The organism is Amaricoccus macauensis (assembly GCF_014201905.1).
Classification (GTDB): Bacteria; Pseudomonadota; Alphaproteobacteria; order Rhodobacterales; family Rhodobacteraceae; genus Amaricoccus; species Amaricoccus macauensis.
Map to the genome: position 1 here is coordinate 955,758 of NZ_JACHFM010000001.1, position 22,407 is coordinate 978,164.

The window sequence follows — 22,407 nt, forward strand, 5'->3', positions numbered from 1 at the left end:
GACCGTGACGTGAGACGGGTTTGGCGCGGACAAATCCGTCCGCGACTGCCCCTGTCGTGCCTGAGGCGCGCCCTCGACTCGTGCCTGAGGCATGCCCTCGACTTGTGCCTGAGGCACGCCCTCGACGTGACCGGCAGGCGCGATTCCGCACCCGCCGGGGCAGCCACGGCCGGATGGCGCCCTGCCGCAGAAACCTGCGCCCTTCCCGGGCCGAGGCAGTGCCTCGGCTCGTCGGCTCGCGCGAGCCTTTGGCCCGCGCTTCGGTCGGTGGCGAACGGGCCGGACAACACCCGTCGGCCGCGTGCAGGTCCGCGTTACTCCGCCGCTTCCACCCGGGAGGCGGGGACGTAGTTCAGGATCGGCGCCAGCCAGCGTTCGACGAGGCCGATGTCCATGCCCTTGCGGCGGGCGTAGTCCTCGACCTGATCGCGCTCCACCTGAGCGACGCCGAAGTAATAGCTCTCCGGGTGCGAGAGGTAGAGGCCCGAGACCGATGACGCCGGCCACATGGCGAAGCTCTCGGTCAGCTCGACCCCCGTCGCGGCGGTGGCGTCGAGCAGGCGGAAGAGCGTCGCCTTTTCGGTGTGGTCGGGCTGCGCCGGGTAGCCGGCGGCGGGACGGATGCCGTGATAGGGCTCGCTCACCAGCTCTTCCGCGGTGAAGTGCTCGTCCGGCGCATAGCCCCACAGTTCGCGGCGCACATGCTCGTGCATCCGCTCGGCGAAGGCCTCGGCGAAGCGGTCGGCGAGCGCCTTGACGAGGATCGCCGAATAGTCGTCGTTCGCCCGCTCGAACCGCTCGGCGATCGTCGCGTCCGCCATCCCGGCGGTGACGACGAAGGCGCCGAGGTAGTCCGGCGTCTCCGGGGCCACGAAGTCGGAAAGGGCGACGTTGGGATGGCCCACGCGCTTGGCGCGTTGCTGGCGCAGGGTGAAGAAGGTCGCGAGCTCCTCCGACCGATCCTCGCCGGTGAACAGGCGAATGTCGTCGCCCACCGCGTTCGCCGGCCAGAAGCCCACGACCGCGCGCGGCCGGAACCACTTCTCGGCGATGATCTTGCCAAGCATGTCCTGCGCGTCGGCCCAGAGCTGGCGCGCGGCGGCACCCTGCGCGGGATCATCGAGGATCGCCGGGTAGCGGCCCTTCATCTCCCATGTCTGGAAGAACGGCGTCCAGTCGATGTAGCCGCTCAGCTCCTCCAGGCTCCAGTTGTCGAACACCCGGGTGCCGAGGAACGACGGCTTCGGCGGCACGTAGCCCGCCCAGTCGATCGGGAACGGATTGGCGCGCACGGTCGCCAGCGGCACGCGCTTCTTCTCGCGCTCGGCGCGCTCGTGCGCCTCGGCGAGCTTGGCGTATTCCGCCTGCACGCCCGCGACGTAGGGCGCCTTCGCCTCCGGCGACAGAAGCTGGCCGACGACGCCGACGGCGCGGCTCGCGTCGTTCACATGCACCGCCTGCCCACGGGCGTAGCGCGGGTGGATCTTCACCGCGGTGTGCACCCGGCTGGTGGTGGCACCACCGATCAGCAACGGCACGGAGAAGCCCTCGCGCTCCATCTCGGCGGCGACGTGGCTCATCTCTTCGAGCGAGGGCGTGATGAGACCGGAGAGGCCGATGATGTCGACGCCCTCGGCCTTCGCCGTCTCGAGGATCTTCGTCGCCGGCACCATGACGCCGAGGTCGATGATCTCGTAGTTGTTGCAGGCGAGCACGACGCCGACGATGTTCTTGCCGATGTCGTGGACGTCGCCCTTCACCGTCGCCATCAGGATCTTGCCGGCGCTCCGGAATCCGCCGCCACCCGAAGCGGCCTTCTCCTCTTCCATGAAGGGCAGGAGGTGCGCCACGGCCTGCTTCATGACGCGGGCGGACTTCACCACCTGCGGCAGGAACATCTTGCCGGATCCGAAGAGGTCGCCGACCACGTTCATGCCGGCCATCAGCGGGCCTTCGATGACGTGGAGCGGCCGCTCGGCGGCGAGGCGCGCGGCCTCGGTGTCCTCGTCGATGAACTCGGTGATGCCGTTCACCAGCGCGTGCTCGAGCCGCTTCTCGACCGGCCACTCGCGCCACGCCAGATCACGCTCCTTCGCCTCGCGGCCCGCGCCGCGATAGCGCTCGGCCAGCGCGAGCAGCCGCTCGGTCGAGTCCGGGCGGCGATTGAGCACCACGTCCTCGCAGGCCTCGCGCAGCTCTGGCTCGATCGAGTCGTAGACCGCGAGCTGCCCGGCGTTGACGATGCCCATGTCCATGCCGGCGGCGATGGCGTGGTAGAGGAAGACCGCGTGCATCGCCTCGCGCACCGGCTCGTTGCCGCGGAACGAGAACGACAGGTTCGAGACGCCGCCGGAGATGTGGACGTGCGGCAGCGTGGCGCGGATCTCGTGCGTCGCCTCGATGAAGTCGACGCCGTAGTTGTCGTGCTCCTCGATGCCGGTGGCGACCGCGAAGATGTTCGGGTCGAAGACGATGTCCTCGGGCGGGAAGCCCACCTCCTCGGTCAGGATGCGGTAGGCGCGGGTGCAGATTTCGACCTTGCGCTGCTTCGTGTCGGCCTGACCCTGCTCGTCGAAGGCCATGACGACGACCGCGGCGCCATAGGCGCGGCAGAGCCGGGCCTGGTGCAGGAACTGCTCCTCGCCCTCTTTCAGCGAGATCGAGTTGACGATCGGCTTGCCCTGCACGCACTTCAGGCCCGCCTCGATCACCTCCCACTTGGAGGAGTCGATCATCAGCGGCACCTTGGCGATGTCGGGCTCGGAGGCGACGAGGTTCAGGAACGAGGTCATGGCGGCGACGGAGTCGATCAGCCCCTCGTCCATGTTGACGTCGATGATCTGCGCGCCGTTCTCCACCTGATCGCGGGCGACGACGAGCGCGGCGGCGAAGTCGCCGGCAGTGATAAGCTTGCGGAACTTCGCGGAGCCGGTGACGTTCGTCCGCTCGCCGACGTTGACGAAGGGGATCTCCGGCGTGAGCGTGAAGGGCTCGAGGCCCGAGAGGCGCATCCGCGGCTCGATCTCCGGGATCGGCCGGGGCTTGTGCTTCGCGACGGCGGCGGCGATGGCGCGGATGTGCTCGGGCGTCGAGCCGCAGCAGCCGCCGACCACGTTGACGAGCCCCTCGCGGGCGAATTCCTCGACCTGCGCCGCCATGTACTCCGGGCTCTCGTCGTAGAGGCCGAAGGCGTTCGGCAGGCCGGCGTTCGGATAGGCGCAGATCAGCGTGTCGGAGACCTCGGAGAGCTCGGCGAGGTGCGGGCGCATGGCTTCCGCCCCGAGCGCGCAGTTGAGTCCGACGGTGATCGGCCGGGCATGTCGGACGGAGTACCAGAACGCCGTCGGGGTCTGGCCCGAGAGCGTGCGGCCCGAGAGGTCGGTGATGGTGCCGGAGATCATCACCGGCAGGCGCACGCCCTTCTCGGCGAACACCTCCTCGCAGGCGAAGATCGCCGACTTGGCGTTCAGCGTGTCGAAGATCGTCTCGATCAGGATGAGGTCGGCGCCGCCGTCGACGAGGCCGCGGATCTGCTCGGCGTAGGCAATGCGCAGGTCGTCAAAGCTGACTGCCCGGAACCCCGGGTCGTTCACGTCCGGCGAGATCGAGGCGGTGCGGTTCGTCGGCCCGAGGGCGCCGGCGACGAAGCGCGGCCTGCCGTCCTCGGCCGTCGCCCGGTCGAGCGCCTTGCGGACGAGGCGGGCACCGTGGAAGTTGAGGTCGTAGACCTTGTCCTCCATGCCGTAGTCGGCCTGGGCGATCGAGGTCGAGGAGAAGGTGTTCGTCTCGACGATGTCGGCGCCGGCCATGGCGTAGCGGTAGTGGATTTCCTCGATGGCCTCTGGCTGAGTCAGGATCAGGAGGTCGTTGTTGCCCTTCTGCGCATGACCGTGGCAGGCACAGGAGCCGTGCGCGGTGAAGTCGTCTTCCTCGAGCCCGAGCCCCTGGATCTGGGTACCCATGGCGCCGTCGAGGACAAGGATCCGCTCCCGCGCCGCCGCCCGCAGCGCCTCGCCTGCGTCGATCCTCGTCAGTTCAGACATACCCGTACCCTCGCGCCGTACCTGCGTTCCGCAGAGGGCCGTCATATAGCCCCTTCCCCGCCCGTGGGAAAGGCGGCCCGATTTCCGCGATTGCGAACCCTCTGCCCCTGCCCTATAGAGGCCAGACGACGGCCCTCGGGCACCCGTAGCTCAGCTGGATAGAGCGCTGCCCTCCGAAGGCAAAGCTAAGTCAAGCGGCTTTGTTGCGGGTGTTAAGAAAGTCGTGGAAAGCCAAGTAGTTGGCTGAAATCGACGGAAGCATGGAAACCGCTCTCTGGGTCGCGGAAGCACCACGGAAGCAAACTAAGGGAGGTTCTAGAGTACGAACGACGACAATCGGCACGGCCCTTGGTCGGAACGTTTGACGAAGTTCGATTGGTGGATTCGCGATTGACCCTGCTCGGTCTCGACCGCTACTTGAATATAGATGCACCCGTAGCTCAGCTGGATAGAGTGACGGCCTCCGAAGCCGTAGGTCACAGGTTCGAATCCTGTCGGGTGCGCCATTCCTTGTTAAGGGTTGGCTTCATGGGTTGAGCCTAGCTCCCCGGACAAAAGACAATCAGCTTCAGAACGTCCTTGCCGCAATTATCCGTAAGGCACAGGCGCTCCGGCTCGCTCAATGACGAGCGAGTCCATTTTTTGCGTCACAGCATAAATCATGCCGTTTGCACGGCTCCGACTGCCGTGCTGAGGCCTTCTTCGTTCAACGAGTACCGAGACAGGAGGTCAGCGTCGACCGACCTGGTGTGCGCTGCCGCCAACCCATTCACGGTTGCGTTTGGAAGCACTGCCGTTTCGGAAACAAGCAGGTAAGACCAAGGCTTTTCGACAACGCTTTCGCCGTGCGCGCGATTCGCAATGTGGCACCAGAGCGCGGCGGCATCAGCTTTCCTGACAACCAGCGGGTTCGTCATTTCCGATGCACGCTTCGTTTCGATGATCAGCTTGTCGGTGGCGGTCTCCACGACGAAGTCTGGCTGATATGGTGCATTATCTTCATCATAGATTTTGAACTGGTTCGGCCCCGGCTTCATCCAAAGCAGCACGGAAGGGTCCTGCTCCAGGATGGTCGCCATCCGCCGCTCCGGGTCGGAATCGAACTTGGCCATATTGTAGCACGACTTCTCGAAGCCCACGAAAATGAAGCGCTTCATGTCGCTGAGGCGTTCGGGCGGGTTGCGATAGTCGCGCATCGCATCCTTTCCGCTACCATCGAACGTCTGTGGCTTGAGTTGATCGAAGGCTGACACCCGCGTGACGCGGTAGTTGGTCTGCTCGCGCCACATGTGGTGCTTCATCTGGACGACGAGAGCCTCCGCGATCTGCCGCGCATGGCCCTGAAGAATTGAGCGGACCTGCTCGTCGTCCGTATGCTTCGCGCGGAAATGCGCGACCACCTGGCCCGCCAAGTCGTAGAGAATATCGGCATGGGCGTCGTAATCGATCTCTGGCACATCGATCAGCTTGGCGACGATGTAATCCTCAAGCCGCGATGGCGTTTCGCCCCCGGCATCGCCGGAAATGACGGTACGCTCCTCCGTTCGGAGAATCTGGATCAATAGCTCGCGGGAGAGAGGCTGATAGTTCCACGACTTCAGATCGACGTCGAAGCGTCGGAAGCCGAAGGAAACATGCTGCTCGGGCGTGATTGTCAGCATGGGTATTGCGATTGTTCGCTGCACGAACTGCTTGCAGACTTCCGCCGCAACCGCGTTTGCCTGTTCTGCCGTCACCGTCGACAGCAGCCCATCTTCGAACTTCTGCGCAGCCATCGCCGCCTCGGCGATCCGCCGGACGACTTTCGGGTCTTCCAGGTCCTTGATTGAAGCAACCTGCTTGCTGATCTGCGGTAGAACGACATTCAGGACCGTCCTGGCGATGCCGATCTCCTCAGGCTTGGAATATTTGAATGGTGGCGCCGTGGGCGTTTGAAGTTTCGGCTGGATAGCCGCCACTCCGTCCGTGACGGCGGACACAGCAGGCGCGGACGTTGCAGCCAGCGCGCCTGCCTCCGCCTGCAAGACCATTTGTTCGACTAGGGATGGAGCAGTGACCATCACAGGCTTCGACGCAGGAACATCGCCGCCTTCGCCAATGGTCACCGTCTTCAGCTTGCGCGTGACGCCGTTCTCTTCTTTCGCCTTCTCGATCAGTTCGTTGAACCGCTCATGGGCAATGACGGTGAGGGTATCGACAACCTCGACACCTGTGCGTTTGCCATAGGGCAACCGCAGGCCGCGCCCGAGAGTCTGCTCCGTCAGGATTTCGGAGGCCGAGGCCCGCAGCGGCACGATGGTGAAGAGGTTGGTGACGTCCCACCCCTCTTTCAGCTTGTTGACGTGGATGACGATGTCCGTGTCGCCGCTCTTCTCGATGTTTAGAAGGCGTTGCGCGTTCTCGTCGCTTTCCTCGCCGGTCAGCTTGGAGTGGATCTCGATCACGCGCCCTTTGTAGCGCCCGTCGAAGAACTGGTCGGACTGGACGAACTCGTTGACCTGCCGTGCATGGGTCGTGTCCTGGGTGACGACCAGCATAAACGGCCGCACCACAGGGGCCTGATGCTGCAAGGCATAGGTCTCCAGCGCGACCCGAACGTGCTCGTGGTAGTTTACGCCGTCTTCGAGTTTGATCCGCTCCAGCGTCGGCTCATCGACCGATTTCGGATTGAAGTTGGCGCGGGTGCCGACGGCCGGCTCCTTGACGTAGCCGTCCTCCATCGCGTCCGGCAGATCATAACGATACACAACATTCTTGAACTCGGCGGACTTTGCCCCGACGCTTTTCGGGGTGGCCGTCACCTCCAGGCCAAGGATCGGCTTCAGTTCGGCGATGGCCTTGGCGCCAGCAGACGCGCGGTAGCGGTGCGCCTCGTCCATCAGCAACACAAGGTCATCAAGCCCGGACAGATAGGCAAAATAACTGTCCCCGATATATTCCTGAAGGCGTTTGATGCGTGGCGATTTTCCGCCGCGCACCTCGGAGTTGATCTTCGAGATGTTGAAGATGTTGATGATCACGCCCTCGCGGCCGAACAGGTCGGTGCCGCGAACGCCGCGCCCTTCCTCGTAGTTTTCGGCGTTGACGATCAGCGGCGCCTGATGCGCAAAGGCCTCGATCCCCCGGAACACGTATTTTGGGCTGGTTGGTTGAAAATCGGCCAGCAGTTTCTCGTAGATCGTCAGGTTCGGGGCCAGAACGAAGAAGTTCCGGCTTTTCCCGATCATGTAGAGGTAGCTGATGAACGCCCCCATCAGCCGCGTCTTCCCGACACCCGTGGCAAGCGCGAAGCAGATCGAGGGAAAATCGCGCTCGAATTCCTCGAACCGCGCATCAGGCATCGGGCCATAGACCGCGCGCACGGCATCGCGCGCCGCCTCGACATCGGTGTCCTTTGACGGGGCGATCAGATCGACGATATCGTCAAGCCGCCGTAAGGCTTCGGCCTGCGGCTTGCGAAGTGACAGGCGTTGGGTGATCTGAACAACGGCGCGCTTGGGGTCGACGGTCTGCATCCTCAACCCTCCGTCTTATCGGCGAATAAGTCGCCGGTGGCCGTATCCGCCTTGCCGCCCCGCTTCGGGGCAAGGGCCACATCTTCCTCATCCTCCTCCTGCATCATCGGCAGGGACTCGATCTTCAGCGAGTAATCGTCCTTGCCCCATTCGCAGCGGTCCAGAACGGCACCGGGGATCTTCCGGATCGTGAGGTTAGTGAAGGCGCGCGCGCCTTGCTCCTCGAAGGCCTTGCAGCAGATCAGCAGGCTGCGGTGTTCGCCCACCTCGTCGGAGAGGGCGCGCAACTGCTCGCCGGTCAGGCTGTTGGTGGTGACATAGATGTAGGACGTCTCGGAACTGTGGCCGTGCATCCAGAAATGCTCGGTCGAGGGCGCGTAGGTATAGTTGAAATGCTTGCACATCGCCTCGGCCAGCATGGCCGGATTATATTCTGTGCGGATGACCCAGTTGCCCCAGGCGTCTTTTTCCATAAGGGACGGGGCGAGGCGCGCGAAGCGGTAGCCGCCGCCGCCTTTCCAACTCATTGCGTCGGTCACGCCGCCTCTGTCGGTTCCATCAATGACGCTACGCAATCGTGGCACGATGTGGGTCTTCGCATGGTCACCAAGTTCTACCATGATCCATCGGCGTCCCATTTTATGTGCCACTGCTCCAGTGGTGCCCGACCCACCAAATGAATCGAGAACTAAGTCACCGATATTTGATGACAGCTCGATGCACCGCTTAATGAGCGCTTCTGGTTTCTTACCTTTCGGAAACTCAACGCCACCTTCGTTGTGCAAATTATTAGATAGAATATCGTCCCATATTGAAGTGAGCGGCTCGCCGGACACCCATTCCCCATCAACCAATTTCAACTTGTCTCGATAGAACAACAGGCGTTGACCACCAAGAAAATACATGTCTGACAGACCTTCGCCTCTCTCAAGCTTATAGACTGTAGAAGGATCCGCACGTGACACATCGATCATTTCTCGCGCTGCAGAACTCACGGAGTTGTAGTCAGGACGGGCAGGCTGAATGACAGCATCTGCATGCTGATGAACGAAATCAGTAATTTTCTGCTCAAACTCGTCCCCAAGCTCCTTTTTGAGGCCGCGCTCAGGGAGGCCAAGCCATTCAGAGAACGCCTTCATCAATGTCGTGAAGCGCCAAGTCATGTGACCTGCATTGCGATTTACAATAAATTTGCTGTACCTAGCATCACGACCGCCTGATCTTTCTACGAATATTCTATTAGGCTTCCATGCCGACTTGTTCTTTGCATAGATCAATACGAAATTAGAAGTGCTCACAACGCCTGGGTTGATCGACTTATGGCCGGTGGCCGAGCCCTGCTTGAAGGTAACGATCGAGATCCTATTTACTCTCCCGAAAATCTGATCCGCCATCACTGTTAAATAGGCAAGCTCATTGTCGTCTATGTGTATGTAGATTGATCCATCGTCGCTCAGGAGATTACTTAGGATTTCCAAGCGCTCTCTCATCAAGGAAAGCCAAAGGGAGTGCTCAAGGCCATCGTCGTAATTCGGCAATGCCTGTTGAGTGTTGAATGGCGGATCAATATAAACGCACTTCACCTTCCCACGCACCGTCGGGTCTGTCTCCAACGCCTTCAACGCCAGCAGGTTGTCACCATGGATCAGCAGATTGTCGAAGATGTCGCCTTCGCGGCGCGCCTTGGCGTGATAGGATAGTTCGGGCTCTTCGATCAGGATGCGCGGTTCAAGCCGGGGCCGGATGTCCTTGCCAATCCAGGTGAGTTCGAGCTTGGTTTTGGCGGCCATCAGACAAGGCTCCATCTTATTGTAAACAATGTGGTCAGCGTCGGAGTCAGGTTCAACTGATCGGCGATCGCATCAAGCATACGTTCCCGCTCATCGTCGATTTCGCGCAGGCGGGCGTAAAGCTGGTGTTGCAGGTCATCCACCTGCCGCTGAAGCTGCTTTGCGTCGCGCTGAAGCTCCAGCTTGGCCTCCAGGTTCGGGGTTGCCCGTGCCAGCTTCTTCTTTTCATTCGCTTCCTTGCCTAGCGCCTTGATCTGCTGATCGAACAAGACTTTGGCATCATCGCGCCAGGCATCGAGCCGCTCTTCCTCTTCGTTCAGAAACTCGCCCAGCCGCTCCTGAGCGCGCCCGACCACTGAGGTCTGCCGGGCCTCCATGACGCCTGATAGGTGATTGTCAGGCATTGTTCCCGTGGCCGCGCCGGTCTCGTGCCCGGGGACCTGCAAAAGGCGCTCAACCGTTTCCGAGTGAACCTCCCGGCCGTCATCGGTGAAGGCGGCACAGACGACCTCATCATAGGTTTTCGCTGGCGTATGCAGCGTCAGGCGCGAGACCCGCATCCAGCCCGACTGTCCTCGCAGTTCCGCTACGTCGGACAGATTTCCCGGGTAGGCCGCATAATCGAATTCCAGCGACGCAGGGTCGAGGGGGCGATCCTTGGCCTGCGCGATCAGCCGGTCGGCAAGACCGCCGTCAGCTAGCCGGAAAAACCGCCAGCCGCGTTCGTCGGCCTCGGGCCACTCGGTGGACCAGGTCTCGCCCCCATAATCAAAGCGCTGCGCGTGATCGTCGTGGAAGCGAGCGTCGGGCAATTCGGCCCTCGCAAGCCCGAGAAGCGCCCGTTTGAAATCACCAATGGCGGACACGACGGCCTCGCGCCGCCCAAGCAAGCGCTCGATCACCCGGTCATCCATCTCGGCCAGCAGCTTGTTGCGAGCGTCCTTCTTGGCTTCGTCGATCTCGACGCTGAACTCGGACTGTAGGCGGTCGAAAGCGGCGTTAATCTCATCATTGGTCCGGCAAGACTGCACGATATCCAGAATCCGCCGCTCAATGTCGACGCCGGACTCGATGGCGCCAAGGACTTCGTCAGAGGATCCGAAGACCCCGTCGAACAGTTTGAACTTCTGTTCCAGGAGTTGGTGGATACGGGCCTCGGCGTGGTTCTTGCGGTTGAGGAAGTTGATGACGGTGACGTCGATCTTCTGCCCGTAGCGATGGCAGCGGCCGATGCGTTGCTCCACCCGCTGGGGGTTCCAGGGCAGGTCATAGTTGATCAGCAGAGAGCAGAATTGAAGGTTGATGCCCTCGGCGCCGGACTCGGTGGCGATCAGGATGGTCCGGTCGTTCCGGAAGGCATCGACGATGGCGGCCTTCATGTCGGCGGTCTTGGAGCCGGATACGGCTTCGGTGCCGCGGTGCTTGTTTATCCACGCCTTGTAGATCGCGTTGCTGTCTTTGTCGGAATTGGAGCCGTTCAAGACGACCGTCTGGCCCGGGAAGCCGTTGGTTTCGAGCAAGTCGCGTAGATAGGACTGTGTGCGAACGGATTCGGTGAAGATCACCGCCTTACGTTGCCCGCCCTTGCCAACGATTTCAGTAAGGACGTGCGGCAGGCACTCAAGCAACGCGCGGCCCTTCGCATTGTCTGCGATGGAGATGGCCAGGTCGCGATAGCGGGTGAGTTCGTCGATTTCCGCCTGAAGCTGCTTCGGGTCTATGCGCTCAATGGCATCGTCCTCATGGTCTTCAACCGCGTCCGCTTCGGCGCCGCCTCCGGCGTCTCGCCAGTCTTCAGCTTCCTCGGCAAAGCCATCAATATCCTCGAGGGTTTCGTCGTCGACGATGAGCTTCCCTTGAAGCCGCTTCACCATCTTGTCGAGAGTCTGAGCCACGGCGAAAGACGACGATCCAAGGATCTTCCGCAGCATCAGCGTGACGAGGTGGCGCCCGTTCTGACCAAGGGCAATCGTGTCGGTCCTTTGCAGGTAGGCCGACATGAGGTCATACAGGTCCGTCTCGAGCTGGGCTGGTGTGAAGTCGAAGGTTTTGGCCAGGCGGTTCGTGTAGTTGATCAGTCCGGCCTTCTGGACCTGTCGGCGCAGCGTTCGCTTGCAAATCGGTTCAAGACGCCGCGCCAGCAGCGCCTGCGATGCCACTTCCTCCCGCCCACCGAACTCGGCGCGGAACGCTTGCTCAGACCCGAAATAGGAGTCGTCGATCACGCTGATCAGCCCGAACAGCTCCATCAAGTTGTTCTGGAGGGGCGTAGCGGTGAGCAGAAGTTTCTGACGACCATGCAATGCATCGCGCAGCACAGCGGCGCGAGACGTGTCGGCGGCCCGGTAGACGTTCCTGAGTTTGTGAGCTTCGTCGAAAACGACCAGATGCCAAGGCACCATTCGGATGGCGTCTGCCATCCGTGCGGCAAATTCGTACGAAACGATCACGATTCCTTCGGCTCGCCCGATTGGGCTAGGGCGTCCGCTGGACGTGATCTCCTTCAGGCGCTTGGCATCCAGTATCTCTGACGGCAGAGAGAACTTCTCTAGGAGCTCGGTCGCCCACTGCTTACGCAAGGATGCGGGGACGACGAGCAGCAGGTTTCGCTGCCGGCTCCACCAGTACTGGCTGAGCACAAGCGCCGCCTCGATTGTCTTTCCAAGCCCGACCTCATCCGCCAGTAGCACCCCCTTCGACAGCGGCGACCGTAGCGCGAACATAGCCGCATCGACCTGATGGGGGTTGAGATCAACGCGGGCCGACGACAGAGACTGCGTAAGCGCATCACCGTCTTCGAAGCCTTCCCTGGTCAGGAAGTTAGCGAAATATTTCGCCTGATGTTGACTGAAGCCCCGTCTCACTGCCCCTAGTTCTCCTGCTTCTCGCTCTTTGTATTTTCTAAATCTTTTCCAGACCGAAGAGCATGTTCGGTGAGGCGCTCATATTCTTCAATCGCAACGACCACGACCACCCCCCTGCCATGCTTCTCGATCACGACCGGCTCGGCGCGGGCAGTGTCAATCAGCAGGCCAAAGGCATTTTTGGCCGCCCTAGCGGACATAGTTCGCATGGTAGCATCCCTTTGTGGGCATTAGAGCCACTATAGGCGATTGTGAGATTGAAGTGAACGCCGAAGTGTGGTGGGAGAGGTGATCTCTGCGTAACTGCCAAACAGACCATCAATCTTCGGCAGGGCAGCACCTATGACTTGCTCATCGACCGAGCCAAGCTCAACAGTCGGCGACACGCCGGATTATCGTTCTGGGCGGACCAGACCATGCTGAACGGCAAAACCTCATCCGCAAGTTCCCGATAGGTGATCCCCGGAAACCTCGCGACAGTCGTCGCTTCGCTCGTCAGAGTGAGGCCGCGCCCGAGAGCGACAAGCGATAGAATATTGTCGCGACCGACCTGCTGAGAGCGAATATCGAGGTGGCGACCGAGTCCGGCAAGGTGGGCCACCAGATAATCATGAATCTCCTGCCCCGGCGCAACATCGCTTACGATGAACCGCTCGGATGCCAGATCGGCCCAGTCAAGTTCTGGCTTGTCCGCCAAGGGGTGATTATCCGGCAGTACCACGAAAACCTTTTCGCACCACATATGCTCCGCCTCACAGCCATCCCAGGCCCCCGTTCCGGTTATGAACGCAACATCCAGACAAAGTTTACGGACCGCAGCGACGTGCTCAGGGGGATTGCCGTCAAGGATGTCGACCTGCACCTTCGGGTGACGCTCCCCGAAATTACGCAGCAGATCGAACAAAAATCCTGAAGCGAGGGACGAGAATATCCCGACTGTTATATGGCCTTGCTCCGCCCGTCCGACCGTTGCAACCTTGGCCACCCCGATGTCGATCTGGCGAAGAGCATGGCGGGCGTTGCGCAGGAATTCCCGCCCGGCGACGGTCAATCGCACACCGCCGGCATGGCGTATGAAAAGCGACGCCCCCAGCTCATCTTCGAGATCACGGACCCTCCGGCTGATCGAAGACTCCTGGATGGCAAGCGCCGCAGCGGCCTTGCGGAAGCTCCCATAGTCGACAGCCGCAACAAAATATCGCAACTGGTGCAGCCGGACTGCGGACTTGCTGCCATTCCCCGCAACAATGTTCGTGAGGGCATCATCAGGTGATGGCCGATTGTTCCGGGTCGCAGGCATGGTGCATCACCCTGACCCGTGTTCGGTTTCTGACGAACACCCCGCCATCATCGGCACAAAAAGCGGCCTGCGCGCTTCACCCTCGATGCACGCGCCACGATGCTTGAATCTGCGCGCGCTCATCGCCACTCCGCAAAATATCAAACTTAACGACGTTCAGTTACCGGGATGCTGCTTCTTGACATCCGCCCCGTCAACGAAAAAAGTAAATGACGTTTAGTTTTCACGACCAATTGAAACAGGATGCCCATGCCCCGCCCTCGGAAGGAGCAAGAACTTGATATTGCTCGTCGCGCGGTCGACGAAACCATCGGGCTGCTCGCTGAGCGCGGCGACCTCGACGTACCGCTGACCGCGGTAGCGCATGCCATAGGCTGCACAGCGCCAGCGCTTTATGGCTATTTTCGCAATAAGAGCGCCTTGCTGCGCGCCGTTCGGGATGAGGGCTTCAACCGGCTCTACAGAGAAAAGCTGGCCGTCTTCGAGCAGATGCGCGGTGACCCGTTCGGCTATTTGCGGGATGGCAGCTATGCCTATGTCCGCTTTGCCCTAGAAAACCCCACTCTATACCGGCTGATGTTTACGCCGCCGCCGAGGCTCGGGGTTAGTGACGACCCATGGTCGAGCGAAGCCGGAAGTCAGCTATTGAATCTGTTGCTGACGGGACTTCGTTGTTCTCAGGGCAAAGGTTTTTTGCCGGGCATCGACCTTAACCGCTACAGCTTCATGTTCTGGTCAACGGTACACGGCGCGGTGAGCCTCACCCTTCAGAACCGGGGAATGGATCCGTCTGCCAAATGGGACACGGCGCGAGAGGCCGTCGACACGCTCATGGAGATTATCGCGGCGACTTGTCCTGATAGGCCCTCCGCATCATGAGCGGGCTCTTCTGGCACTGGCAAAGCCGCGATCCGAGGCGATGAACCGCTCCAGCATCGGCACGATCAGCCTGACGGGATCGGTGGCGGGCTGCCCAGATTCTCGGGCCAGCACCTCGGCATAGGTAACAAGATCACGGTGCAACGGACCCGGCAGTTCCAGCGAGACTTTCACGGGCTTGTCCTCAATGATGGGTCCAAGTTTCAGCTTTGCCATGGTCAGTTCCTGTAGGGTTCGAGCACAAGATCGCGGGTGACGATGACCCTGACCGGGAAGCCCGGCCGGATGGTCAGTGTCGGGGCAACCTGCAACTGACGCTGGACGATCTGCTGCCCGGCCTGGTTGATCGTGTCTTGCGCCCCGTCGCGGATGGCGCGGATCAGCCGGTCGTCGTCATCGGCCGCCAGCTCCGTGCCAATGCCGAGCAGCGTGGACAGCCCAGCCGCCTTCATCAAATCCCACCAGTGATAATCGACGCCATCCTCAAGCCCGGCATAGCCGGAAGCGTCTGCGCCCGGTTGACGCTCCAGCACGATGGAGCGGCCATTAGGCAGGATCAGACGATTCCAGACGAGGAGTACACGGTGCTGGCCGAAGGTCACGCGGGCATCGTACTGGCCGATGATCCGCGTTCCCTGCGGGATCAAGAGCAGCGCGCCGGTCGGGCTGTCATAGACGTTTTCCGTTACCTGCGCGGTGATCTGGCCGGGCAGATCGGAGCGGATGCCGGTAATCATCGCCGCCGGGATCACAGCTCCGGCCTGAAGAATGTAGGGCGATGCGGGTGCCGTGATGCGATCCATGGCAACGGTCTGGCGGTCCACCGGACCATTGAGGAAAGCCGTATGCCGGTCCTGTGCCGCAGGCTGACCGCCAAGATCAAGGCCTGCGAGGCCAGGCATTGCGGAACTGGGTGCCCCTGCCGTTCTCTGCCCTGACTGGAAGAAGACCGTGCTCAGCCGCGCGGCTTCCTCTTCAGCGAGACGCCGTTCTTCAGCAGGGTCGCGCGCGGGCGTTGCCATAGCCGGCGGTGCGACGGGCTGCCCCCTGTTCTGGGCATCGAGGATCGGGCCGCCAAGATCACCGGGCAATGCCGGCCCCAGGACCGGGCCAGTGTAATCGCGCGGCAGGCCGGACAGGCCATCGGCCGTGGGGCGGTTCTCGGTCGAATAGAGTTCTTCGCCACCACCGCTCAGATCACGGGTCTGGAGTGCATAGATCAGCGCCCCACCGATCCCTAGCAACGCGACGGCTGCGACACCGGCGAGCATCTTGCGCGACAGGCGGGTGACACGCGGTGTCTCGGCGCGCAGGCGCATCGGCGCGGCATTCGTGGTGGTCTCCTCGCTCATGACGGCGACTCCCCGGTGTTCGCGGGCTGGGCCGCCTGTCTTTGTTCGATACGAACGATCCTGACGGTCTGCTGGCGATTGCCGCTGCCTAGGCGCAGCTCGGCGGCACCGAACAGGCGATCGACGATCAGGATATTCTGGTGAATGCGCGAATTGACGATCTGCGGCTCGCCATCGGATCCCAGAACAAAGATCGGCGGCATCTCCCCCTGCACGATGCCGCGCGGGAAGACGACATAGACCCGGCGGCCATCGTCGAAGACGGAGATCGGCCGCCACGGCGGGCTGTCGCCGGTGAGGCCGTAGCGGTAGTTGCGCGCGGCTTCGGCCGGGATAATCGGTGCTGCCGGAACGGTTTGACGCTGGCCGGCGGGCTGCGCCGGATAGGCCCAGGCAACGGACGGCATATAGAGCGCTTCGCGGGCGCGCAGTTCGATCATGTACGTGCGCCGGTCGGTGGTGACGACGAGATTGGTCGAGATGTCCGGTCGCGATGGTTTGACGAGGATGTGGATGCGACGGGTCGCCCCGGACCCGCTTTCGGTATCGCCAATGATCCAGCGAGCGGTGTCACCTGCCGCGATCGGTCCCGCGCCAGTCAGGCTCTCGCCTGGCTCCAGCGCGATATTGGTGACCTGTCCCGGCGCGGCATAGACCTGATAAAGTGCGCCTTCCGACCAGGGGTAGATCTGGATGGCGTTGTAGTAGCCTTCGCGACGCGGCTCGACGCGAGCGGCGGCATTCGCGTTTTCGACGCGGCCTGCCGGCGTACCTGCTGCGGTCCCGCCTCGGGCGACAGTCCAGGCCGGCGGCGTGTGCAATGGCAGGGGCCGGTCATCGGTGGCGGCAGTCTGCACCACGGGCAAGGCTGGCACATCGGCATCATAGCTGAATTGCGGCGTCCGGTTGGTGGCGCAGCCCGCAAGCATGGTGGCCGAGAGCAGCAAAGCCGCGAAAGCGGGTTGACGGAAAACCGGGAAACCGGAATTGCAGGAATGTGCAATGGTCATTGGCTCATCTCCCGCGACCATGAGATTGCATTGACGTAGATACCGAGCGGATTGACGCGCAGACGCGCAGCATCGCGCGGGGGCTGGATCACGATGGTCAGGATCGCGGTCCAGCGCTCGGTCGTGGAAAGCTGCCCGTTCTCGTAGTGGCGCTCGGTCCAGGCAACGCGGAAACTGTCGTTCGAGGCGCGGATGACGCTGGAGACTTCGACCGCTACAGCCACGCGGCCGACTTTTGTGAACGGGTCGTTGGCGCGGGCATAGTCGTTGAGCGCGGCGGCGCCCCGGTCCGTGGTGAACTCATAAGCGCGCAGCCAGTTCTGACGCACGATGATCGCGTCGGCCGGGATCGAGCGCGTCTGCTCGATGAAGCGGCCCAGATGGAAAGCGACCTGCGGATCGGTCGGGCGATAATCGGCTGTCGCGGCAGCAACGGTCTGCGCCTGGCCAAGATTGTCCACCTGCACCACCCAGGGCACAACCGTCCCGCGTGCCGATTGCAGGACAAGCGCGGAGGCAAAGCCTGCAGAGAGGATCAACGAGCCGAAGGCCATAAGTCGCCAGTTTTTCGCCTGTACGCGCGCCGAGCCGATGCGATCGTCCCAGACCTGCGCGGCCTTCTGGTAAGGCGTCTCGGGTTCGGGCGATTTGCCGTAGTGGGTCGATGGGCGTCTGAAGATGTTCATGAGCGGTCGCTTTCGGACATGTTGACGGAAGAGCCGCCGCCGTGGCTGTCGCCGGAGCGGACAGCATGGGCGGCCATGGTGGTGCCGTGATTGAGGGCCTGACGGCGGTGCATCTGCTGCGCCCATGCAGGCGGACCGCCTGCCGGAGCGGCAGGCGCAGCGGAAGCGGCGGCACTTGCGCCGCCAATACTTCCCTGCGTGGACGACCCTCCGGTGACGCCGAGCCCGGCGCGCGCGCCATCGGAGAAGCTGGTTTTGACGCTTCCCACTGCTTTCGAGGCGGCCCGCTTCAGCGGCGACACGGCAGCGGACCCTGCGGCACGAGCGACACCGCCCAGACCCGAAGCGACACCGGCCGCGCCGGACTGGCCAAGGGAACCGACACTATAGGCAGCGCTCGCAGCACCTGCAGCCGCAGCACCGCCACGGACGGCAGCAGCTCCACCCGAGAGCGCCGCAACTCCCCCCTTCGCGGCCATGCCTGCGGCAGCGCCGCCGGCGAGCACCATGCCGCCAGCGGCAAGGCCGGTTCCAACGGCAGCACCTGCACCAAGCTGTGGGCCGCCGGATACGAGACCTGACGCGATGCCGGGACCGAAGATACCGAGGCCGAGAAGGGAAAGTGCGGCCAACACGATCGCCATTGCGTCGTCGATGGTCGGCGTCGCGCCGCCAAAACCTGCCGTAAACTGCGAAAACAGCGTCGAGCCGATGCCGATGATGACAGCGAGTACCAGAACCTTGATGCCGGAGGAGACGACGTTGCCCAGCACGCGCTCGGCCATGAAGGCAGTCTTGCCGAAGAGGCCGAAGGGGATGAGGACGAAGCCCGCAAGCGTAGTCAGCTTGAACTCGATCAGGGTGACGAAGAGCTGCACGGCAAGGATGAAGAAGGCGAGCAGCACGAGCACCCAGGCGAACATCAGACAGGCGATCTGGATGAAGTTCTCGAAGAAGGACCAGTAGCCCATCATGTCCGAGATGGATTCGAGCAGCGGACGACCGGCATCGAGACCGGTCTGCGCCACCTTGCCGGGCCGCAGGAGATCGGCGGCGGAAAAGCTGGTCCCCGACCCCTTCAGGCCGAGACCGGCGAAGCTGTCGAAGATGATCTGCGCGAGATTGTTCCAGTTGCCGATCAGATAGGCGAAGACGCCGACGAACAGCGTCTTCTTGACCAGCCGGGCGATAATGTCGTCATCGCCGCCCCAGGACCAGAAGAGAGCGGCCAGCGTCACGTCGATAACGATCAGGGTGGTGGCGATGAACGCGACCTCGCCGCCAAGCAGGCCGAAACCGCTGTCGATATAGCTGGTGAATACGCCCAGGAAATTGTCGATGACGCCGGTGCCGCCCATGGTTCATTGTCCCCCGTTCTGATGCGGGGCGGCGGGCGCCGGCGTCCGGCCGAGGAACCGATCGCGGTTCTCGGCCCAGATGGCGAGGCAAGCGGGATCGTTCACGGCAGCCTCACCAAGCTGCTGGCAGCGGCGCAGGCTCTGGCGCAGCGGATCAACAGAAGGTTGAAGCGCGGGAGCTGGACGGGTTTGCGCCGGTTCGTCCTCGCGGGTCATCTCGATCACCGTGGCGGTAATCGCAATGGCGACGAATATGATTGCCCCGATCCGGGCCAGCAGCTTGCCATCCATGGCGCGCCCTCCTGTCCGGTCAGTTGTTGCCGTTGCCGAACATCCGGGCATTGCCGGGCTGGTAGCCCGATCCCGGTGTCAGAAAGCGTTCGCGCTGGATGCGGCCCTGTTCAGCGGCGGTCGCACGTTCAGCCTCGATCAGAGCTTCGGAGCGGCCATTGGCCGACATCAGCGCGATCAGGTCGGAAAGCTGCTGTGATTGCAGGGCCAGAAGCTGATTACCCGCTTGCGTGGCCTGCAAGGCGCCGGTGGCATTCTGGCTCTGGCCAACCAGAGCGGACATCTCCGTGCGGTTGGTGTCGATATTGTCGACAACACCGGCTTGCACGCGCATGGCGTCCTGCAAGCCACCGACCGTGTTCTGCCAGCGAGACCGCGCATCGGCGACGAGCTGGGCATCGGTCGCAGACAGGGAGATACTGCCGTATTTCTGCTGGAACGCCTGGTCGATGTTCTGGACATCGAAGGCGATGTTCTGCGCCTGACTCAGAAGCTGCTGCGTGCGCTGCACATTCTGCTGCAAGGTTTGGAGCGAGCTATACGGCAGGCTCGCCAGATTGCGGGCCTGATTGATGAGCATAGTCGCCTCATTTTGGAGACTCTGAATCTGGTTGTTGATCTGCTCCAACGTGCGCGCGGCCGTGAGGACGTTTTCGGCGTAATTAGAGGGATCGAAGACGATACGGCCAAAGCCGAATTGCGCATGGGCCGGACTCGCCAGCATCGGCGAAAGTGCGACGGGCACGGCGAGCGCGATAGCCAGTGCGGACGTACCGGCGAGACGGCGAACGGGAATACGGATCATGATTGGGTCTCCTCTTCATGGGGGTGGTCTGGTTGGGAATAAACTGGCGCGACCGAAACAGCGGGTTCGGTCGGCTCCGTGAGATTGGTGAGGTTCGGGATCAGCTCTGCGGCCCAATCGGCGCCGCGATGGCGCAGCCAGGCGGCAAGGAAGCCGTCACGCCCATGCTCAGCCATGAGGTTTGCAATCAGGGTCTGATCTGATTTGGCGGAAGCGGCGCAGAGCGCGAGGCCGACCTCGCTGAGACCCAGTTCGAACAGCCGATTGCCGCGCCGTGATTGGCAATAATAGTCCCGCTTGGGCGTCGCCCGCGCGAGGATTTCGATTTGCCGGTCGTTGAGACCGAAGCGGCGATAGATGGCGGTGATCTGGGGCTCGATTGCACGCTCGTTCGGGAGAAGCAGCCGCGTCGGGCAGCTTTCGATGATGGCGGGCGCGATGTTGCTGCCGTCGATGTCGCTGAGCGATTGCGTGGCGAAGATGACGGAAGCGTTCTTCTTCCTCAGCGTCTTCAGCCATTCGCGGAGCTGATTGGCGAAGCCTTCATCATCCAGCGCCAGCCAGCCTTCATCGATGATGAGCAGCGTCGGTCGGCCGTCGAGCCGGTCGCCGATGCGGTGAAACAGATAGGCCAGCACCGCAGGCGCAGCCCCCGTGCCGACCAGTCCCTCGATCTCGAAGGCCTGCACGTCGGCATGACCGAGGTGTTCGGCTTCAGCGTCGAGCAGCCGTCCATACGGACCGCCAACGCAATATGGCCGCAGCGCCTGCTTGAGATCATTGGATTGCAGCAGGACTGCGAGGCCGGTGATGGTGCGCTCCCCGATCGGGGCAGAGGCCAGGGAGTTCAGTGCCGTCCAGATATGTTCCTTGACGTCGGGCGTGAGTGTAATGCCTTCACGCATGAGGATTGCGCCGATCCAGTCGGCGGCCCAGGCACGTTCATAGCTGTCGTCAATGCGCGCCAGCGGTTGCAGGGAGACGGACGCCTCGTCTCCTTCGGTCAATCCGCCGCCCAGATCGTGCCAGTCACCGCCCATAGCGAGCGATGCTGCCCGGATGCTGCCACCGAAATCGAAGGCGAATATCTGGGAGCGTTCGTAGCGGCGGAATTGCAGCGCCATCAGCGCCAGCAGCACGGATTTGCCCGCGCCGGTCGGACCGACGACGAGGGTATGGCCGACATCACCGATATGAAGGGAAAGCCGGAACGGCGTCGAACCCTCGGTCTTGCCGTAAAGCAAGGGGGGCGCTCCGAGATGTTCGTTCCGTTCCGGCCCTGCCCACACGGCCGATAGCGGGATCATGTGAGCAAGATTGAGCGTCGAGACCGGCGGCTGCCGGACGTTCGCATAGGCGTGTCCAGGCAAGGAACCGAGCCAGGCATCAACAGCATTGACGGTTTCCGGCATGGCCGTGAAGTCGCGACCCTGGATGATCTTCTCAACCAGCCGCAGCTTCTCGTCGGCGATGCGCGGATCGGCATCCCAGACGGTGACGGTGGCCGTGACATAGGCCATGCCGGCCATGTCAGCACCAAGTTCCTGCAGGGCCATGTCAGCGTCGAGCGCCTTGTTCGACGCATCCGTGTCCACCAACGCAGATTGCTCGTTGGTCATCACTTCTTTCAGGATCGCAGCGATGGATTTGCGCTTGGCGAACCATTGGCGCCGGATCTTGGTCAGCAGCTTCGTGGCGTCCGTCTTGTCCATCAGGATCGCGCGGGTGGACCAGCGGTAGGGAAAGGCCAGCCGGTTCATCTCGTCGAGCAGGCCGGGCGTCGTCGCGGTCGGAAAGCCGGTGATGGTAAGAATCCGCAGATGCGACGAACCCAGGCGCGGTTCCAGCCCGCCGGTCAGCGGCTGATCGGCCAGCAGCGCGTCGAGGTGCATCGGCACCTCCGGTACGCGCACGCGGTGGCGGTTGGTAGAAATGGTCGAGTGGAGATAGGTCAGCGTCGCTGCGTCATCGATCCAGTGGCATTCGGGCATGAAGCCGTCGAGCAGCGCCAGCACGCGATCGGTGCGGTCGATGAAGCCGCGCATCACCTCCCATGGATTGACGCCGGATTGCTCGCGGCCCTCATAGAGCCAGGTCTCAGCGCGGGCAGCATCCTCGGCAGGCGGCAGCCAGAGGAAGGTCAGGAAATAGCCGGACACGAAATGCGTACCGGCTTCCTCAAAGGCGGCCTTGCGTTCGGCATCGACCAGCGCGGATGCCGCATCGGGAAACCTGCTGTCAGGATAGGTCGCGGCCTCGGAGCGCTGCGCCTCAACGAAGATCGACCAGCCGGAGCCAAGGCGGCGCACGGCATTGTTGATCCGGCCAGCGACCGCGACCAGTTCAGCTGCGACGGCGGAATCGAGGTCCGGCCCCCGAAATTTGGCGGTGCGCTGAAAACTGCCGTCCTTGTTCAGTACAACACCGGAACCAACCAGAGCGGCCCAGGGCAGGAAATCCGCGAGACGGGTGGCGGTGCGGCGATATTCGGTGAGGTTCATCATCGCTGCGACC

At 62.4% G+C, this 22,407-nt stretch carries 15 protein-coding genes and 1 tRNA gene; 2 read left to right on the forward strand and 14 right to left on the reverse strand.

Annotated features, from left to right (window positions below):
• Positions 1–314: 314 nt before the first annotated feature.
• Positions 315–4,043, reverse strand: coding sequence for a methionine synthase (gene metH, locus HNP73_RS04600; protein WP_184147425.1), 3,729 nt, complete (start codon positions 4,041–4,043; stop codon positions 315–317).
• Positions 4,044–4,472: 429 nt separating this feature from the next.
• Here metH and HNP73_RS04605 point away from each other — a divergent pair.
• Positions 4,473–4,549: transfer RNA gene (locus tag HNP73_RS04605), tRNA-Arg, on the forward strand.
• A 153-nt stretch (positions 4,550–4,702) separates the two neighbouring features.
• Here the strand turns inward: HNP73_RS04605 and HNP73_RS04610 are convergent.
• The 5 genes from HNP73_RS04610 to HNP73_RS04630 form a co-directional block, all read right to left on the reverse strand.
• Positions 4,703–7,558: a DEAD/DEAH box helicase family protein gene (locus tag HNP73_RS04610; protein ID WP_184147426.1), complete on the reverse strand. Its 2,856-nt coding sequence runs from the start codon at positions 7,556–7,558 to the stop codon at positions 4,703–4,705.
• Between the two features lie 2 nt (positions 7,559–7,560).
• The gene (locus HNP73_RS04615) at positions 7,561–9,348 is read right to left on the reverse strand and encodes a site-specific DNA-methyltransferase (RefSeq protein WP_184147427.1); all 1,788 of its coding nucleotides are present in this window, start codon (positions 9,346–9,348) and stop codon (positions 7,561–7,563) included.
• Positions 9,348–12,212: an SNF2-related protein gene (locus HNP73_RS04620; protein ID WP_184147428.1), complete on the reverse strand. Its 2,865-nt coding sequence runs from the start codon at positions 12,210–12,212 to the stop codon at positions 9,348–9,350. The genes HNP73_RS04615 and HNP73_RS04620 overlap by 1 nt, the downstream gene beginning before the upstream one ends.
• Positions 12,213–12,217: 5 nt before the next feature.
• On the reverse strand, positions 12,218–12,421 hold the full coding sequence (locus HNP73_RS04625) for a type II toxin-antitoxin system Phd/YefM family antitoxin (protein ID WP_184147429.1): 204 nt from the start codon (positions 12,419–12,421) through the stop codon (positions 12,218–12,220).
• Positions 12,422–12,552: 131 nt separating this feature from the next.
• Positions 12,553–13,512 (reverse strand): LysR family transcriptional regulator, encoded by a 960-nt coding sequence (locus HNP73_RS04630; protein ID WP_184147430.1) that lies wholly within the window; start codon positions 13,510–13,512, stop codon positions 12,553–12,555.
• 243 nt (positions 13,513–13,755) lie between these two features.
• Here HNP73_RS04630 and HNP73_RS04635 point away from each other — a divergent pair, with 243 nt between their 5' ends.
• Complete coding sequence (locus HNP73_RS04635) at positions 13,756–14,391, forward strand: TetR/AcrR family transcriptional regulator (protein ID WP_246399516.1); 636 nt, start codon at positions 13,756–13,758, stop codon at positions 14,389–14,391.
• Here HNP73_RS04635 and HNP73_RS04640 read toward each other — a convergent pair.
• Genes HNP73_RS04640 through trbE form a run of 8 tightly spaced genes read right to left on the reverse strand, consistent with a single transcriptional unit; the run spans position 14,386 to position 22,397 of the window.
• The gene (locus HNP73_RS04640) at positions 14,386–14,607 is read right to left on the reverse strand and encodes a DUF2274 domain-containing protein (RefSeq protein ID WP_184147431.1); all 222 of its coding nucleotides are present in this window, start codon (positions 14,605–14,607) and stop codon (positions 14,386–14,388) included. The two genes, HNP73_RS04635 and HNP73_RS04640, sit on opposite strands and share 6 nt — an antisense overlap.
• A 2-nt stretch (positions 14,608–14,609) precedes the next feature.
• Positions 14,610–15,743, reverse strand: coding sequence for a TraB/TrbI/VirB10 family type IV secretion system protein (locus HNP73_RS04645; protein WP_184147432.1), 1,134 nt, complete (start codon positions 15,741–15,743; stop codon positions 14,610–14,612).
• Positions 15,740–16,753: a P-type conjugative transfer protein TrbG gene (gene trbG / locus HNP73_RS04650; RefSeq protein ID WP_184147433.1), complete on the reverse strand. Its 1,014-nt coding sequence runs from the start codon at positions 16,751–16,753 to the stop codon at positions 15,740–15,742. Before trbG ends, HNP73_RS04645 begins: the two co-directional genes overlap by 4 nt.
• Positions 16,750–17,439: a conjugal transfer protein TrbF gene (gene trbF, locus HNP73_RS04655; protein ID WP_184147434.1), complete on the reverse strand. Its 690-nt coding sequence runs from the start codon at positions 17,437–17,439 to the stop codon at positions 16,750–16,752. Before trbF ends, trbG begins: the two co-directional genes overlap by 4 nt.
• The gene (trbL, locus tag HNP73_RS04660; protein WP_184147435.1) at positions 17,436–18,797 is read right to left on the reverse strand and encodes a P-type conjugative transfer protein TrbL; all 1,362 of its coding nucleotides are present in this window, start codon (positions 18,795–18,797) and stop codon (positions 17,436–17,438) included. Before trbL ends, trbF begins: the two co-directional genes overlap by 4 nt.
• Positions 18,798–18,800: 3 nt before the next feature.
• Complete coding sequence (gene trbK-alt / locus HNP73_RS04665; RefSeq protein ID WP_184147436.1) at positions 18,801–19,088, reverse strand: putative entry exclusion protein TrbK-alt; 288 nt, start codon at positions 19,086–19,088, stop codon at positions 18,801–18,803.
• A 19-nt stretch (positions 19,089–19,107) separates the two neighbouring features.
• Entirely contained in the window at positions 19,108–19,893 is a 786-nt protein-coding gene (gene trbJ, locus HNP73_RS04670; RefSeq protein WP_184147437.1) for a P-type conjugative transfer protein TrbJ, read from the reverse strand.
• Positions 19,890–22,397, reverse strand: coding sequence for a conjugal transfer protein TrbE (gene trbE, locus HNP73_RS04675; RefSeq protein WP_184147438.1), 2,508 nt, complete (start codon positions 22,395–22,397; stop codon positions 19,890–19,892). The genes trbJ and trbE overlap by 4 nt, the downstream gene beginning before the upstream one ends.
• Positions 22,398–22,407: the final 10 nt, after the last annotated feature.